The organism is Pseudomonas sp. MS01C9 (genome assembly GCF_058202755.1).
Genome location: NZ_CM177073.1, coordinates 4,784,698 through 4,799,475 on the forward strand (window position 1 = coordinate 4,784,698; position 14,778 = coordinate 4,799,475).

At 62.8% G+C, this 14,778-nt stretch carries 11 protein-coding genes and 1 pseudogene; 6 read left to right on the plus strand and 6 right to left on the minus strand.

Annotation, left to right across the window (positions count from 1 at the left end; all coding sequences use genetic code 11):
* The first annotated feature begins 68 nt into the window (after positions 1-68).
* The 3 genes from AC1M7R_RS21840 (at position 69) to AC1M7R_RS21850 (ending at position 3,159) form a co-directional block, all read left to right on the plus strand.
* Positions 69-833 (plus strand): IclR family transcriptional regulator, encoded by a 765-nt coding sequence (locus tag AC1M7R_RS21840; protein WP_072394421.1) that lies wholly within the window; start codon positions 69-71, stop codon positions 831-833.
* Between the two features lie 39 nt (positions 834-872).
* The gene (locus AC1M7R_RS21845; protein ID WP_076407187.1) at positions 873-2,090 is read left to right on the plus strand and encodes an amino acid deaminase; all 1,218 of its coding nucleotides are present in this window, start codon (positions 873-875) and stop codon (positions 2,088-2,090) included.
* Positions 2,091-2,244: 154 nt separating this feature from the next.
* Positions 2,245-3,159 (plus strand): sugar kinase, encoded by a 915-nt coding sequence (locus AC1M7R_RS21850; RefSeq protein WP_490609913.1) that lies wholly within the window; start codon positions 2,245-2,247, stop codon positions 3,157-3,159.
* 58 nt (positions 3,160-3,217) lie between these two features.
* Here AC1M7R_RS21850 and AC1M7R_RS21855 read toward each other — a convergent pair whose 3' ends face one another.
* Complete coding sequence (locus AC1M7R_RS21855) at positions 3,218-3,493, minus strand: peptidylprolyl isomerase (protein ID WP_003182808.1); 276 nt, start codon at positions 3,491-3,493, stop codon at positions 3,218-3,220.
* 46 nt (positions 3,494-3,539) lie between these two features.
* Positions 3,540-6,077, minus strand: coding sequence for a hybrid sensor histidine kinase/response regulator (locus tag AC1M7R_RS21860; RefSeq protein WP_123595828.1), 2,538 nt, complete (start codon positions 6,075-6,077; stop codon positions 3,540-3,542).
* A gap of 123 nt (positions 6,078-6,200) precedes the next feature.
* Here AC1M7R_RS21860 and AC1M7R_RS21865 point away from each other — a divergent pair, with 123 nt between their 5' ends.
* On the plus strand, positions 6,201-7,316 hold the full coding sequence (locus AC1M7R_RS21865; RefSeq protein ID WP_076407185.1) for a PilT/PilU family type 4a pilus ATPase: 1,116 nt from the start codon (positions 6,201-6,203) through the stop codon (positions 7,314-7,316).
* A 103-nt stretch (positions 7,317-7,419) separates the two neighbouring features.
* Here the strand turns inward: AC1M7R_RS21865 and AC1M7R_RS21870 are convergent, their stop codons facing one another.
* From AC1M7R_RS21870 to AC1M7R_RS21885, 4 genes are all read right to left on the minus strand, one after another.
* Entirely contained in the window at positions 7,420-9,375 is a 1,956-nt protein-coding gene (locus AC1M7R_RS21870) for an acetoacetate--CoA ligase (protein WP_076407184.1), read from the minus strand.
* Between the two features lie 115 nt (positions 9,376-9,490).
* Positions 9,491-10,267, minus strand: a complete 777-nt coding sequence (gene hbdH / locus AC1M7R_RS21875; protein ID WP_072394440.1) for a 3-hydroxybutyrate dehydrogenase — start codon at positions 10,265-10,267, stop codon at positions 9,491-9,493.
* 8 nt (positions 10,268-10,275) lie between these two features.
* Positions 10,276-11,667 carry a GntP family permease gene (locus AC1M7R_RS21880; RefSeq protein ID WP_072394443.1) on the minus strand — a complete coding sequence of 464 codons (1,392 nt, stop codon included), beginning with the start codon at positions 11,665-11,667 and terminating at the stop codon, positions 10,276-10,278.
* Positions 11,668-11,968: 301 nt separating this feature from the next.
* The gene (locus AC1M7R_RS21885; RefSeq protein WP_490609914.1) at positions 11,969-13,384 is read right to left on the minus strand and encodes a sigma-54 interaction domain-containing protein; all 1,416 of its coding nucleotides are present in this window, start codon (positions 13,382-13,384) and stop codon (positions 11,969-11,971) included.
* Positions 13,385-13,560: 176 nt separating this feature from the next.
* On the opposite strand from AC1M7R_RS21885, the gene AC1M7R_RS21890 reads away from it, so the two are divergent.
* Together AC1M7R_RS21890 and AC1M7R_RS21895 are read left to right on the plus strand one after the other, a co-directional pair.
* The gene (locus AC1M7R_RS21890) at positions 13,561-13,776 is read left to right on the plus strand and encodes a TIGR02450 family Trp-rich protein (RefSeq protein WP_072394449.1); all 216 of its coding nucleotides are present in this window, start codon (positions 13,561-13,563) and stop codon (positions 13,774-13,776) included.
* Between the two features lie 254 nt (positions 13,777-14,030).
* Positions 14,031-14,666, plus strand: a pseudogene (locus tag AC1M7R_RS21895) (PAS domain-containing protein); the annotation flags it as partial.
* Between the last annotated feature and the right edge of the window lie 112 nt (positions 14,667-14,778).

The following is a 14,778-nucleotide window of genomic DNA, read 5'->3' on the forward strand; positions in this document are numbered from 1 at the left end:
CGCCACAAGAGCTGTGGACAGGCCGTGGTCTGGTTACACTCGCGGCGAACTGATTGGGAACCGAAGACATGACCGAAGACACCATCAAGCGCCGGGCCCGAGGACTGGATCGGGCGTTCGATATCCTCGATTTCCTCAAGGAAATCGGCCAGCCGCTGCGTCCCAACGACATTGCCAGTGGCATCGGCAGCCCCAAGTCCACGGTCTACGAGCTGGTGGCGTCGCTGCTGGAGCGGCGCATCCTCGAACCGGTGGGCAAGGAAGGCCACGTTTACCTGGGCCGCCAGTTGTATTTTCTCGGACAGGCGCACCTGCGGCACTTCGATCTCAGCCGCGAGGCCGATCACGCCTTGCAGGAGATCGTCCGCCAGACCCGGGAAACCGCACAGATGTGCCTGCTCAACGGGCGCAAATACACCGTGGCGCTGATGAAGGAAGGCGAGCGGCATTTCCGTATTTCATCGGACATCGGCGAAAACGCGCCCATTCCCTGGACGGCCTCGGGCCGTCTGCTGCTGGCGCACCTGAGCGACCAGCAGATCGTCGACCTGATCGATCCCGACGACTTCATCCTGCCGGATGGCGAGCGCCTGCCCCTGGAGCAGTTCCTCAAGGAAATCCGCCAGGCCGGCCTCGATGGCTTCTTCTCCTTCGACAGTGTCGCCGACACGTTTACCCACTGCTTCGCCGCACCGGTCAAAGACCCGGACGGCGTGGCCATCGCGACCCTGTGCATCGTCGCCCCTCGGGCCGATGCCCGGAACAACTACGCCGACTACCGCCGGGTGCTGATCGAAAGCGCCAACAACCTGGCCCGTCGTATCAATGAATAGATCGTCGCGGCTGATCGCGGCCGCGTGAGGAGTTCGAACATGTCTTCTGCCATCCATGACGCTGTCGTCGAAAAAGGTGCCGCCACTGTCGGCCAGCACTTGCTGCGTGATGTCAGCCTGCCTGCACTGGTGCTGCATCGCGAGGCGCTGGAGCACAACATTCGCTGGATGCAGGCATTTGTCAGCGGCAGCGGTGCCGAACTGGCGCCCCACGGCAAGACCAGCATGACCCCCGGGCTGTTTCGCCGCCAGCTCGAGGCCGGTGCCTGGGGCATGACGCTTGCCACCGCCGTACAGACCCGTGCTGCCTACGCCCATGGCGTGCGTCGGGTGCTGATGGCGAACCAGTTGGTGGGCACGCCGAACATGGCGCTGATTGCCGACCTGCTGGCCGATCCGGCGTTCGAATTCCACTGCATGGTGGACCATCCCGACAATGTCGCGGACCTGGGCGCGTACTTCGCTTCCCGCGGTGCGCGGCTGAACGTGATGATCGAATACGGCGTCGTGGGCGGTCGTTGCGGCTGCCGGAGCGAGGCCGAGGTGCTGGCCCTGGCCGAGGCGATCCAGGCGCAACCGGCGCTGGCGCTGACCGGTATCGAGGGTTACGAAGGCGTGATTCACGGCGACCATGCCGTCAGCGGCATCCGCGGATTCGCCGAGTCCCTGGTGGGCCTGGCGATGCAGTTGCAGGACAGCGGCGCGTTCGCCATCGACAAACCCATCATCACGGCTTCGGGGTCGGCCTGGTACGACCTGATCGCCGAATCCTTCGAAGCCCGCAATGCCCATGGCCGTTTCCTCAGTGTGCTGCGTCCCGGCAGCTATGTGGCCCATGACCACGGCATCTACAAGCAAGCGCAGTGTTGCGTGCTGGAACGGCGCAGCGACCTGCACGAAGGCCTGCGTCCGGCCCTGGAGGTCTGGGCCCACGTGCAATCGCTGCCGGAGCCGGGTTTCGCGGTGATTGCCCTGGGCAAGCGCGACGTGGCCTACGATGCCGGGCTGCCGGTGCCGCTCAAGCGCTACAAGCCCGGGTCGGACGCGGTGGCGGGTGACGACGTCAGCGGTTGCAAGGTGACGGCGGTGATGGACCAACATGCGTTCATGAGTGTGGCGGCGGGGGTTGAGCTGCGTGTGGGCGACATCATTTCGTTTGGTACTTCACATCCGTGCCTGACGTTCGACAAATGGCGGGTAGGGTGCCTGGTGGATGACCAGTTGCGGGTGATCGAGAGCATGGAGACTTGCTTCTAAGGCTTGAGATCGAGTCGCGGCTGTCGCGAGCAAGCTCGCTCCCAACAAGGGGATCGAGGCGATCACAGCGCTTGTATTCACAACAAGCCATTGTGGGAGCGAGCTTGCTCGCGATAGCGGCCTGGCAGACACCACCGAACCATCAGGATTACCCATGAACCACCCCAGACCCCGCATCGCCCTGATCGGCGAATGCATGATCGAACTGCAACAGCGCGCCGACGGCAGCCTGCTGCAAAGCTTCGGCGGCGATACTCTGAACACCGCGGTGTACCTGTCCCGCGCCATGGGTGACAGGGGCGCGGTGGATTACGTCACCGCCTTGGGCGACGACAGTTTCAGCGATGCCATGTGTGAGCGCTGGGCCGAAGAAAACATCGGCCTGCAACGGGTCCAGCGCTTGCCTGGACGCCTGCCGGGTCTGTATTGCATCCAGACCGATGCGGCGGGCGAGCGGCGATTCCTCTACTGGCGCAACGAAGCGGCGGTGCGCGATTGCTTCACCACGCCGGCCGCCGCACCGATCCTGGCGGCATTGCCGGATTACGATGTGCTGTATTTCAGCGGCGTCACCCTGGCGGTGCTCGGGGAACGGGGGCGAGGCAAACTCGTCGAAACCCTGGTCGAAGCTCGTCGACGCGGGGCCCAGGTAGTGTTCGACAATAATTACCGGCCAAGACTCTGGGCTTCGATCGAGGCGGCGCGGGCGGCGTATCGCAGCGTCCTGCCCTATGTGGAACTGGCCCTGCTGACGGTGGAAGACGAGCAGGCACTGTTCGGGTATGCGGACACTGACGCGGTATTCGCCGCCTATGGGCAGTTCGGTACGCCGGAAGTGGTGCTCAAGCGCGGTGCCGAGGCGTGTCTGATTCGTTGCGATGGCAAGTCTTATGAGATTCCCGCTCAACGGGTCGAGCGTGTGGTGGACACCACGGCGGCGGGAGACTCATTCAGTGCCGCCTACCTGGCGAGCCGCTTGCTGGGGGGGACTGCGGCGGAGGCGGCGGAGGCGGGGCATCTGTTGGCGAGCCGAGTGATCCAGGTGCCCGGGGCGTTGATGCCAGAATAACCAGTGGCGCACTGTACCTGTGGGAGCAAGCTCGCTCCCACAAGAGCAGGTTCGAGTTTCAATCCCGGTAGAAAACCTGCACCAGGTGATAGCCGAACTTGCTCTTGATCGGCCCATGCACCACTCGCAGCGGCTTCTTGAAAATCACCGCATCGATCACCCCGACCATCTGTCCCGGTCGCACTTCACCCAGGTCGCCGCCGCGTTTGCCCGAAGGGCAGGTGGAATACTTCTTGGCCAGCACATCGAAGGCTTCGCCCTTGGCGATGCGTTGCTTAAGCTGTTCGGCCTCTTCGGCGGTTTTCACCAGGATATGGCGGGCTTGGGCTTTCATTGCAGCGGCGACCTGAGGGTTGGTGGGGCGGCGATTATGCCTCAAGTCAGCCGCTGCGGCTGATCATCGTCCGAATCTTGTTGGCCAGCAGGTCAAGGGTGAAGGGCTTGGCCACCATGTCCATGCCTTGATCCAGGAACCCCTGGCGTTCAGCGGCTTTCTGCGCATAACCGGTCATGAACAGCACTTTCAGCCCGGGTCGGTGCTGACGGGCGATTTCCGCCAGCTGACGACCATTCATGCCAGGCAGGCCGACGTCGGTGACCAGCAGATCGATGCGTTGGTTCGATTCCAGCAGTGGCAGGGCCACCTTGGCATCCTCGGCTTCCAGCGCGGCGTAACCCAGGGTTTTCAACAGATCGAGCACCAGCATTCTCACCGCCGGTTCGTCTTCCACCAGCAACACGGTTTCCCCGGCCATCGCCGCGGGCGCGTCGATGGTCACGGCCTGGGCGGGTTGCTCGGTGTGAGCGATGTGCAGTCGCGGCAGGTACAACTGCACCCGCGTGCCTTGCCCTGGCACACTGTCCAGGCTCAGGTGCCCGCCCGACTGTTGGGCAAAGCCGTAGATCATCGACAATCCCAGGCCGGTGCCCTGGCCGATGGGTTTGGTGGTGAAGAACGGGTCGAAGGCCTTGGCCATGACGGAAGGGGTCATGCCGCTGCCGTTGTCGCTGACGGCGATCATCACATAGTCCCCGGCCTTGACCGGTTCCAGGGTGCTGATATCGCTGCCGTCGAGGTAGATGTTGGCGGTTTCGATGGTCAGTTCGCCGCCATCGGGCATGGCGTCACGGGCGTTGATCACCAGGTTGAGCAGGGCGTTTTCCAGTTGGCTGGCATCGGTGCTGATCGGCCACAGCTCGGCGGCCAGTTGCAGTTTCAGCACGATGTGGTCGCCGGTGGTACGGCTGAGCAGGTCTTCGAGCGAGCGCACCAGGTCGTTGGGGTTCAGCGGCTTTCGGTCCAGGGACTGGCGCCGGGAAAAGGCCAGCAGTCGATGGGTCAGGGCGGCCGCGCGGTTGGCCGAGGACATGGCCGCTTCGGTAAAGCGACCGATCTCGGCGGCGCGACCATTGGCGATGTAGCGCTGCATCAGGTCGAGGCTGCCCAGGATGCCGGTCAGCATATTGTTGAAATCATGGGCGATGCCGCCGGTGAGCTGGCCCACGGCTTCCATCTTCTGGGCGTGGCGCAGGGCTTCTTCGGCACGTTCGCGTTCGAACATCTCGTTTTGCAGGCGATGGTTGGCTTCGGCCAGCTGCTGGGTGCGGGCGATGACCCGCTCTTCCAGCGTTTCGTTGAGGTGCCGCAGGGCTTCCTCGGTTTTCTTGCGTTCGGTCTCGTCGATCACAAAGATGTAGAACCCGTTCACCGCACCGTCCGCGCCATGACGGGGCAGGTAGTTGATCAACGCGTGACGCGGCCGGCCGTCGCGGTGGGAGGTCTGCACGGCGAAACTGCAGGGTTTGCCCGCCAGGGCGCCGGCAATCTGTTCGGCACGCGCGGCGTAGGCCTCGTCGCCGAGTACTTCGCGAATGGTCTTGCCATACAGCTCCTGGGGCGTGAGGCCGTACCAATCCAGATAGGCGCTGTTGTTCAGGCGGAAACGCTCTTCGTGGTCCACATAGCTGATGAGCACCGGCATGGCATTGATGATCAGCTGCAACTCGGTCTGGCTCTGGCGCAGGGCCTGTTCGGTGCGCTTGCGTTCGGTCAGGTCCAGGGCCGCGCCGAGGAAGCGCTTGGGTCGGCCGTGACGGTCCTTGTAGCAACGGCCGCGCACGAATACCCAGCGTAATTGGCCGTCAGGCTGCAGCAGGCGGTACTCCTCGGCGTATTCGCTGCCGTGGGTGATGCAGTGTTTGATACTGCGGGCCACCATGGCCCGGTCTTCGGGATGCACGCCTTCGAGGTAGGCGCTGATGGGCAACTGCCGCGCCAGGTTCGGATCGACACCATGGAGCAGGGCAAAATGGGCGTCGGCGATGAAGCGGTCTTCGCTGATGTCCCAGTCCCAGGTCCCCAGCGCGTCGGCTGCGGCCAACGCCAGTTGCAGGCGCTCTTCGCTTTCCTGCTGGGCCTTGAGGCTGGCCTGCGAACGCCGCTCGAATTCCAGGGCCAGGCGGCGTCGCTCACTGGTCTCGATGGCAGTCACCAGGATTCCCGCCACGGCGCCGCTTTCGTCGTGTACGGGGCTGTAGGTCATGTCCAGCCACAGGTCGCACAGGCGGCCGGCGAAGGGCAGGCGCCAATGCTGGTCGCGGCAGGTATGCGTGCGGCCTTGCGACACGCCGTGGTAAATCGGTTCGGTCACGCTTCGCAGTTCAGGCCATGCCGCATGGGTCGGCTGGCCGAAGGCCTGGGGATGCTTGTCACCGGCCAGCCGGGAAAATGCATCGTTGTAGATCTGCACCCGTTGCGGCCCCCACAATAGGCTCATCGGCATGGGGGAGTGGAGCACGATGTCCACGGCGGTGCACAGGCTCCGGGGCCAGGTCTGGGTACTGCCCAGCGGGGTCGAGGCCCAGTCCATCCGGGCGAGCAGATGCTGCGTACCGCTGCCGACGGGTGTTGCGTTCATCATGCAATCCCTGGGTGTGGTGCCGCGTCGACTATTCTCTGAAAAAGGAAAGCGCGGGTTGGTCTGAAAGATTGCAGGTTCGGGTCAACTTGTCTCATTGATGTCTCGCGGAAGTTTCAGTCCATGGAAATCGATCCCTTGTTGCGAATCCTGGCGAGCCAGGATGGCTCCGATCTCTACTTGTCCACCGGCGCGCCGCCTTGCGCCAAATTCGAGGGCGTGCTCAAGCCATTAGGCAACCAGCCATTCAAGGTCGGCGATATCGCCAGTCTCGCCGAGTCTTTGATGGACGCCGAACAGCGCCTTGAGTTCGATCGGGAACTGGAAATGAACCTGGCGATTTCCCTGGCCGGTGTCGGGCGGTTCCGGGTCAATATCTTCAAGCAGCGCAATGACGTGTCGATGGTGATACGCAACGTCAAGCTGGATATCCCGCGCTTCGAAGACCTGAAGTTGCCCCGTGTGCTGCTGGACACCATCATGCAGAAGCAGGGCCTGATGCTGTTCGTCGGTGCGACGGGGTCAGGCAAGTCCACGTCCCTGGCGGCCTTGATCGATTACCGCAATCGCAACAGCAGCGGCCATATCATCACGATCGAAGATCCGGTGGAGTATATCCATCGCCACAAGAAGTCGATCATCAATCAACGTGAAGTCGGTGTCGACACCCGCAGCTTTCACGCAGCCCTCAAGAACACCTTGCGCCAGGCACCGGACGTGGTGCTGATCGGCGAGATCCGTGACCGGGAAACCATGGAACATGCCCTGGCCTTCGCCGATACCGGGCACCTGGTGATATCCACGCTGCATGCCCACAACGCCAACCAGGCCCTGGACCGGGTGATCAATTTCTTTCCGGAAGAGCGCCGGCCGCAGTTATTGAACGACTTGGGCAACAACCTCCAGGCGTTCGTTTCCCAGCGCCTGGTGCGTACCCGCGCCGGGCAACGGCGGGCAGCGGTGGAGGTCATGCTGGGTTCGCCCACGGTGGCCGACCTGATCCGGCGCAACGAACTGGGGGAGCTCAAGGCCATCATGGAAAAGTCGGAAGAACTGGGGATGCAGACGTTCGACCAGGCGCTGTTCAACCTGGTGGTCGAAGGGGCAATCGATGAGGAAGAAGCCTTGAAGAATGCCGACTCGGCGAACAATCTGCGGTTGCGTCTGAAATTGCATGCCGAGTCGGGCTCCACGCCACCGGCTGATCCGGCGGCGGGTGAATGGGGGCTTATGGATTGATCGGGTTATCGTTCGTCGCGAGCAAGCTCGCTCCCACAGTGGATCTCCAGTGACTGGCAGCCCCCCTGTGGAAGCGAGCTTGCTCGCGATGAGACCCTGACGATCAGCTCGCAAGCTCCGGTCGGTCACGAAACTGCTCAAGGGCCTCGGGATTGGCCAGTGCATCGGTGTTCTTCACCGCCTCGCCATGCACCACATTGCGCACTGCCAGCTCGACCACCTTGCCGCTGATGGTCCGGGGAATGTCGCTGACCGCCAGGATCTTCGCCGGGACATGGCGTGGCGTGGTGTTGGCGCGGATGACCTGGCGGATCCGTTGTTCCAGAGGTTCATCGAGCTGGACACCGTCGCGCAAGCGCACGAACAGCACTACCCGCACGTCGCCTTGCCATTGCTGGCCGATGGCAACGCTGTCCAGTACCTGCTCGACTTTTTCCACCTGCCGATAGATCTCCGCAGTGCCGATGCGCACGCCGCCAGGGTTGAGCACCGCGTCCGAGCGCCCGTGGATCAGCCAGCCACCGTGGGGCAGTTCTTCGGCGTAATCCCCCTGGGACCACACGCCGGGAAACTGGGCGAAGTAGGACGCCCGCAGTTTTTCCTGTCGGGGATCGTTCCACAGACCGATGGGCATCGCCGGGAAATGCCGGGTGCACACCAGCTCGCCTTTTTCTCCGATCACGGGGCTTGCCGTCTCGTTCCAGACCTGCACCGCCATGCCCAGGCTCTTGCCCTGCATCTCGCCCCGGCGCACCGGTGCCAGCGGGTTGCCATTGACGAAGCACGACACGATGTCGGTGCCGCCGGACATCGAGGCCAGGCAGACATCGGTCTTGAAGTCGCGGTACACATAGTCGTAGCTGTGAGGCGCCAGTGCCGAGCCCGTGGAGAGAATGGTTTTCAGGCTGCCCAGGTCGTGGCTGCGCCGGGGGGCCAGGCCCTGGTTCTCCAGCGCGGCCAGGAACTTGGGGCTGGTGCCGAACACGCTGATGCGTTGCTGGTCGATGAGGTCCGGCAATCGTTCGGGGCCGGGGTGAAACGGCGAGCCGTCGTAGAGCACCACCGTGCTGCCGACGGCGAGGGCGGACACCAGCCAGTTCCACATCATCCAGCCGCAGGTGGTGTAGTAGAACAGGCGATCCTCGGGACCGAGGTCGACATGCAGGCCATGCTCCTTCATGTGTTGCAACAGTACGCCGCCGGTGCCGTGGACGATGCACTTGGGGACGCCGGTGGTGCCGCTGGAGTAGAGGATGTACAGCGGATGGTCGAACGGCACGCTGACGAACACCGGGTCGCCGCCGGGCCGGTAGAAATCGTCCCACAGCGCGACGCTGGCCTGGGTCCTGAAGTCGGCGACGCGGGTGTCCGGCGTAGCATAGGGCAGCACGATCAATTGCCGCAACGAGGGCAGCCGTTCGAGGATTTCGTTGACCTTGGGCCGCTGGTCGATGGTCTTTGCGGCGTAGCGATAACCGGCGCAGGTGATGAGCACCTTGGGCTCGATCTGGCCGAAGCGGTCGATGACGCCCTGGGTACCGAAGTCCGGTGACGAGCAGGACCAGATCGCCCCCAAGCTGGTGGTGGCGAGCATGCCCACCAGGGTCTGCCAGGTGTTGGGCATGCAGGCGGCGACCCGGTCTCCCTGGCAGACACCGGCAGCCTGCAGGCTTCTTTGCAGGCCGGCGACGTGAGCGGCGAGTTCGGCCCAGGTCAGTCGCTCCTGGTCGCCGCGCTCATCGATGGCCACCACGGCCACGCTCGGGTCCCGACGGCGCAGCAGGTGTTCGGCGAAGTTCAGCGTCGCGCCAGGAAACCACCGGGCGCTGGGCATTTTCGGGCCTTCCACCAGCACGGCGGTGGGCGGGTGGTGAAAGTGGATCTCGAAGAAATCGACGATGGCCTGCCAGAAGGCCTCGCGCTGATCGATGCTCCAGGCGTGCAGGGCTGGATAATCGTCGAGTTGCAGGTGATGCCGTCCGTTGACGAACAGACGAAAGGCGTTCATGCGCGACTGGGCGATGCGTTCGGGGCTGGGTTGCCAGAGGATGTCGGACATGGGAGAGCCTCTTGTTTTCTTATGCATACACAAACTATAGAGCGACCGATCCTGTGGTGAGAGGGCGGCTCTGCGGCGAGGGGATAATCGCCTCGCCACACAAGGGCAAATAACCTTACTGAGCCAACCATCCACCGTCGATATTCCACGCCGCCCCCCGCACCTGGCTACCGGCCTCGCTGCAGAGGAACAGCACCAGTTCTCCCAGTTGCGGCGGCGTGACGAACTCCAGGGACGGCTGCTTTTCGGCCAGCAAGTCATGCTGGGCCTGTTGCGGGTCGATACCCGAGGCAATGCGATCGTCGATCTGCTTCTGCACCAGGGGCGTCAGCACCCAGCCTGGGCAGATAGCGTTGCAGGTCACGTTGCTGGTGGCGGTTTCCAGGCCGACCACCTTGGTCAGGCCGATCACTCCATGCTTGGCCGCGACATACGCCGCCTTGCCCACCGAGCCGACCTGGCCATGGACCGAGGCGATGTTGACGATCCGCCCCCAGCCCTTGGCGCGCATGCCGGGCAGGCTCAGGCGAGTGGCATGGAACACCGACGAGAGGTTGATGGCGATGATCGAGTCCCAGCGTTCCACGGGAAAATCTTCGACGGCGGCCACGTGCTGGATACCGGCGTTGTTCACCAGGATGTCCACGCCGCCGAACTCGCGCTCGGCGTAGGCGAGCATGTCGGCGATCTGGGCCGGGTCGCTGACATCCGCCGGATGATGGCCGACCTTGACGCCGGCCTTGCGGACTTCAGCGACCACCGCCGAGGCATCGCCGAAACCGTTGAGGATGAGGTTGGCGCCGGCCTTGGCCAGGCTCAAGGCAATGCCCAGGCCGATGCCGCTGGTGGAGCCGGTGACCAGGGCGGTCTTGCCCGAAAGAGGGGTTGTCATGGTTGACCTCACACAATACCAGTGGCGTAGAACACGCCGATCACGAAGAACACCGCGAGGGTCTTGATCAGCGTAATGCAGAAAATATCCTTGTAGGCCTCACGGTGCGTCAGGCCGGTCACCGCCAGCAGGGTGATCACCGCGCCATTGTGGGGCAGGGTGTCCATGCCGCCGCTGGCCATGGATGCCACCCGGTGCAGCACTTCCAGGGGAATGTTGGCGGCATTGGCGGCGCTGATGAAGGTCTCGGACATGGCCGCCAGGGCGATGCTCATGCCACCCGACGCGGAACCGGTGATACCCGCCAGCAGCGTCACGGTCACGGCTTCGTTGACCAGCGGGTTGGGGATGTTCTTGAGCCAGTCGGCCAGCACCAGGAAGCCGGGCAGCGAGGCGATGACGGCGCCGAAACCGTATTCCGAGGCGGTGTTCATGGCCGCGAGCAATGCGCCGCCAACGGCACTCTTGCTGCCTTCGGCCAGCTTGCTGCGAATGGCGTGGAAGCCGAACAGCAAGACCATGATGATGCCCACCAGCAACGCGGCCTGCACCGCCCAGATCGCGGTGACCTTGGCGATGTCGCTGGTCACCGGTGCCGCCATGCCCGGCAGCGCCAGGCTGTGGGTCTTGCCGTACCACTGGGGAATCCACTGGGTGAACAGCAGGTTCATGATGCCCACCATCAGCAATGGCGAGACGGCGATCCACGGGTTGGGCAGCTTGATGTCCTCGGCGGTTTCCGGCTCGTTGCGCAGCTCGGTCCCGTAGCCTTCGCCCACACGCTGGGCCTTGTTGCGCTGGCGCTGCAGGAACAGCATGCCGAGGCTGAACACGAAGATCGTACCGATCACCCCCAGCCATGGCGCGGCCCAGGCGGTGGTGTTGAAGAAGGTGCTGGGGATGATGTTCTGGATCTGCGGCGTGCCGGGCAGTGCGTCCATGGTGAAGGAGAACGCGCCCAAGGCGATGGTGGCCGGGATCAGCCGCTTGGGAATATTGCTCTGGCGGAACATCTCGGCGGCGAACGGGTACACCGCGAAAACCACCACGAACAGCGACACGCCACCGTAGGTCAGCAGCGCGCAGACCAGCACGATCACCAGCATTGCCTGTCGCGTGCCCAGCAATCGAATCGCCGCCGCCACGATGGAACGGGAGAAACCCGACAGCTCGATGAGCTTGCCGAAAACGGCGCCGAGCAGGAACACGGGGAAATACAGTTTGATGAAGCCGACCATTTTCTCCATGAACACCCCGGTAAACGCAGGGGCGACGGCGGATGGATCGGTGAGCAGGACGGCACCGAGGGCGGCGATGGGAGCAAAGAGGATAACGCTGTAGCCACGGTAGGCGGCAACCATCAGCAGCGCGAGGGCTGCCAAGGCAATGATCACACTCATGGTGTGTCTCCTGGATTGTTATTGTTGTGATGAAACTGTGGGAGAGGCTTTAGCGAGTTTTGTGCCAGGTGCGTAACTGACTGAAATATAAGGAAATTATGAGATTGCGCTGAGCGGATTTCAAATTCTGTCTCTATTTTGAGATTTTTGTGAACCGGGTTGGCCTCATCGCGAGCAGGCTCGCTCCCACAGGTTGACCGTGTTCGTCGGAAAAGTGCGGTCCACTGTGGGGGCGAGCCTGCCCGCGATGCGCGCGAAGCGCTTCTCAAGGAGCTGTCTATTTATAGAGATATGAGTCTCTTTATTGAGACTCTGCAATTCCCAACGCCACCATCTTCTTGTACAGCGTCGACCTCCCCAGGCCCAACCGCTCGGCCGCTTCCGCCACCTTGCCGCCGCACTGCGCCAGGGTGGTTTCGATCAAATGCCGGTCGAAGCGTGCCCGGGCCTGGCTGAAGGTTTCCTGGGGCAGGGGTTCGAAGCCCATATCCGCTGGGCGCGTTACCGGGATGAAGGTCCCGATGGCTGCGCGGATGTCGCTGGCACTGAGCAGCAGGTTGTCGCTGAGCAGCGCCGCCCGCTCCAGCACGTTACGCAGTTCCCGGATGTTGCCCGGCCAGGCGTGCTGCCCCAGCAGGTCGAGTGCGGCGGGGGCCAGTTCGTGCTGGCTGCGCAGTTCTTCGAGGATCGCTTCGCTCAGGGCCGGCAGGTCGTCCAGGCGTTCACGCAGTGGCGGGACCTGGATCGGCAGCACGTTGAGACGGTAATACAGGTCGGCGCGGAATTCGCCGCGCTTGATGGCGGCTTCCAGGTCCATGGACGTGGCGGCGATCACCCGCACATCGCTTTGCAGTACTTCGTTGGAACCCACCGGCTCGTACTCCTTTTCCTGGAGCACTCGCAGCAGTTTGCTTTGCAGCGGCAACGGCATGTCGCCGATTTCATCCAGAAACAACGTACCGCCCTGGGCGATCTGCAGTTTACCGGCCCGACCCTTGCGGTCGGCGCCAGTGAAGGCGCCAGGAGCGGTGCCGAAGAACTCCGCCTCCAGCAGCGCTTCGGGAATCGCTGCACTGTTGATGCTGACGAAGGCCTTGTGCGCCCGCGGCGAGGCGCTGTGGATGGCCTGGGCCAACAATTCCTTGCCGGTGCCGGTTTCACCCAGCAACAGCACTGGCGATTCGGTGCTGGCGCTGCGTCGGGCGCGGCGCTTGACCTCCAGGCCAGCGCTGCTGGTGCCGATGAAATGGGCGAAGTTGTATTTGGTCTGCCGTGCCCGCAAGAGTGAGCGGGTGGACGCCAGCTCTTGCTGCATGCTCAGGTAGCGCTTGAGCATGGGCGACAGGCTGCGCAGCTCGTCGAACAAGGCAAAGCCGATGGCCCCGATCACCGCGCCCGCGCTGTCGTGGATTGGCAGGCGCATCACCACCAGGGGTTCCTTGGGGGTGTCCTGCATGTCCAGCAGGATCGGCCGCCCGGTACGTACCACCTCCCGCAACAGACTGCCGGGGATCACGCTCTCGCATGCCCGACCGATGGCCTCCTGCGCCGAGTTCAGGCCGAAGCGCCGGGCATAGCGTTCGTTCATCCAGACGATGTTCGCATCGCGGTCGACGATGACCGTGCCTTCGCTGGATTGCTCGATGATCTCGAATAGCGAACGAATCGCCAGCGTGCGTACGCGCTTGTAATCCTTGAGGCTTTCGGTGGGGTTCATCGGGCATTTCCAGAGGGAAGGCATGGGCGGCGTCCACGGAGGTGGCGTCATGAGCCGCATTATGCCGGGGGAAATTCCAGGATCGAAGCTGCGTCGGTGTTTTCTTGGATAACTTGTACATATATAAATTTGTGTACATGCTTTTGTGCTGGTTTCCTGATTTTTCTGGAGCGTCCGTGAACACATTCAATCCCCGTAAGCTGAAGCTTTCCAAATGGACGGCCTGCAAGCCCGTCAATCGAGAGAAGCATTTTCTGGTGACCCAACTGATCGTCGATGAAGCGGGGGTACCCCTCCAGGTCGAGATCCAGGCGGTTCACAGTGGGCGCGTCGAGGTATTTGACTGGATAGAACTGCGCGACGAGCAACGCTGGCGGATCGGCTGGCATTGAAATCGGGAGTAAGCTTTCCTGTTTCATAAAATCTTGTACATGAAAATAAACTTGTACAAGTTTTCGGAAAATAGTGGCTTAATAGTGCCTCCCAGCAAGAAGGCATCGCGCCTCAATTGGCTACGGCCAGGCACTTACGTTTCCGGAGTGGTACCGCCATGTTCATTCGCACTCGCAAGCATCAGGAAACCTTGCGTCCGATCCAGGCCAGGCAGGCCACTCTCGAGGCCGAACGGGCCGCTTTCCACCAGGCCATGGCGATCATCGAGCTCGACCCGGCGGGACAGGTGCTCGGCGCCAACCCGTTGTTCCTGAGCATGCTGGGCTATGCCCTGGAGGATATCCAGGGCCGCCATCACCGGATGTTCTGCGAGCCCGCTTATGCGCGCAGCCAGGAATACGCGGCCGTGTGGCGGCAACTGGGGCAGGGCCAGCGTGTCGATGTGCAAACCTTGCATCTGGCCCGAGATGGGCATTGGCTGTGGGTGGAAGGCACTTATATTCCGGTGCTGGATCAGCAAGGCGCGCTGGAGCGCATCATTGGCGTGACGCGCGACGTCAACGAGCGTGTCCTTCGAAGCCAGACTGAGTCCAGCTTCAGGCAGGCGATGGACCGTTCCATGGCGGTTATCGAATTCGACCTCGGTGGCCACGTGGTGAATGCCAATGGGAATTTCCTGAAGGTGATGGGCTATCGACTGGAAGAGGTCCTCGGCCAGCACCATCGTCTGTTCTGCCAGCCCGGGGAAGTCCAGAGTGACGCGTATCGTGGGTTCTGGGCGGGTTTGAATCGCGGCGAATACGTGACAGGCCTGTTCCAGCGCATCGACAAGCGAGGCGCCACGGTCTGGCTGCAGGCGACTTACAACCCACTCTACGATGCCCAGGGAAGATTGTATGGGGTAGTCAAGTTCGCCACCGATCACACCCGTGAAGTGGAGCAGCGCCAGACCGAATCGAACGCGGCGCGACTGGCCTTCGAGACGTCCCGGCAGACCGATG

Coding starts and splice junctions, on each gene's coding strand:
- AC1M7R_RS21885 (WP_490609914.1), bottom strand. CDS start 13,384: ATGAACCCCACCGAAAGCCTCAAGGATTACAAGCGCGTACGCACGCTG.
- hbdH (WP_072394440.1), bottom strand. CDS start 10,267: ATGACAACCCCTCTTTCGGGCAAGACCGCCCTGGTCACCGGCTCCACC.
- AC1M7R_RS21855 (WP_003182808.1), bottom strand. CDS start 3,493: ATGAAAGCCCAAGCCCGCCATATCCTGGTGAAAACCGCCGAAGAGGCC.
- AC1M7R_RS21850 (WP_490609913.1), top strand. CDS start 2,245: ATGAACCACCCCAGACCCCGCATCGCCCTGATCGGCGAATGCATGATC.
- AC1M7R_RS21860 (WP_123595828.1), bottom strand. CDS start 6,077: ATGAACGCAACACCCGTCGGCAGCGGTACGCAGCATCTGCTCGCCCGG.
- AC1M7R_RS21870 (WP_076407184.1), bottom strand. CDS start 9,375: ATGTCCGACATCCTCTGGCAACCCAGCCCCGAACGCATCGCCCAGTCG.
- AC1M7R_RS21865 (WP_076407185.1), top strand. CDS start 6,201: ATGGAAATCGATCCCTTGTTGCGAATCCTGGCGAGCCAGGATGGCTCC.
- AC1M7R_RS21840 (WP_072394421.1), top strand. CDS start 69: ATGACCGAAGACACCATCAAGCGCCGGGCCCGAGGACTGGATCGGGCG.
- AC1M7R_RS21845 (WP_076407187.1), top strand. CDS start 873: ATGTCTTCTGCCATCCATGACGCTGTCGTCGAAAAAGGTGCCGCCACT.
- AC1M7R_RS21880 (WP_072394443.1), bottom strand. CDS start 11,667: ATGAGTGTGATCATTGCCTTGGCAGCCCTCGCGCTGCTGATGGTTGCC.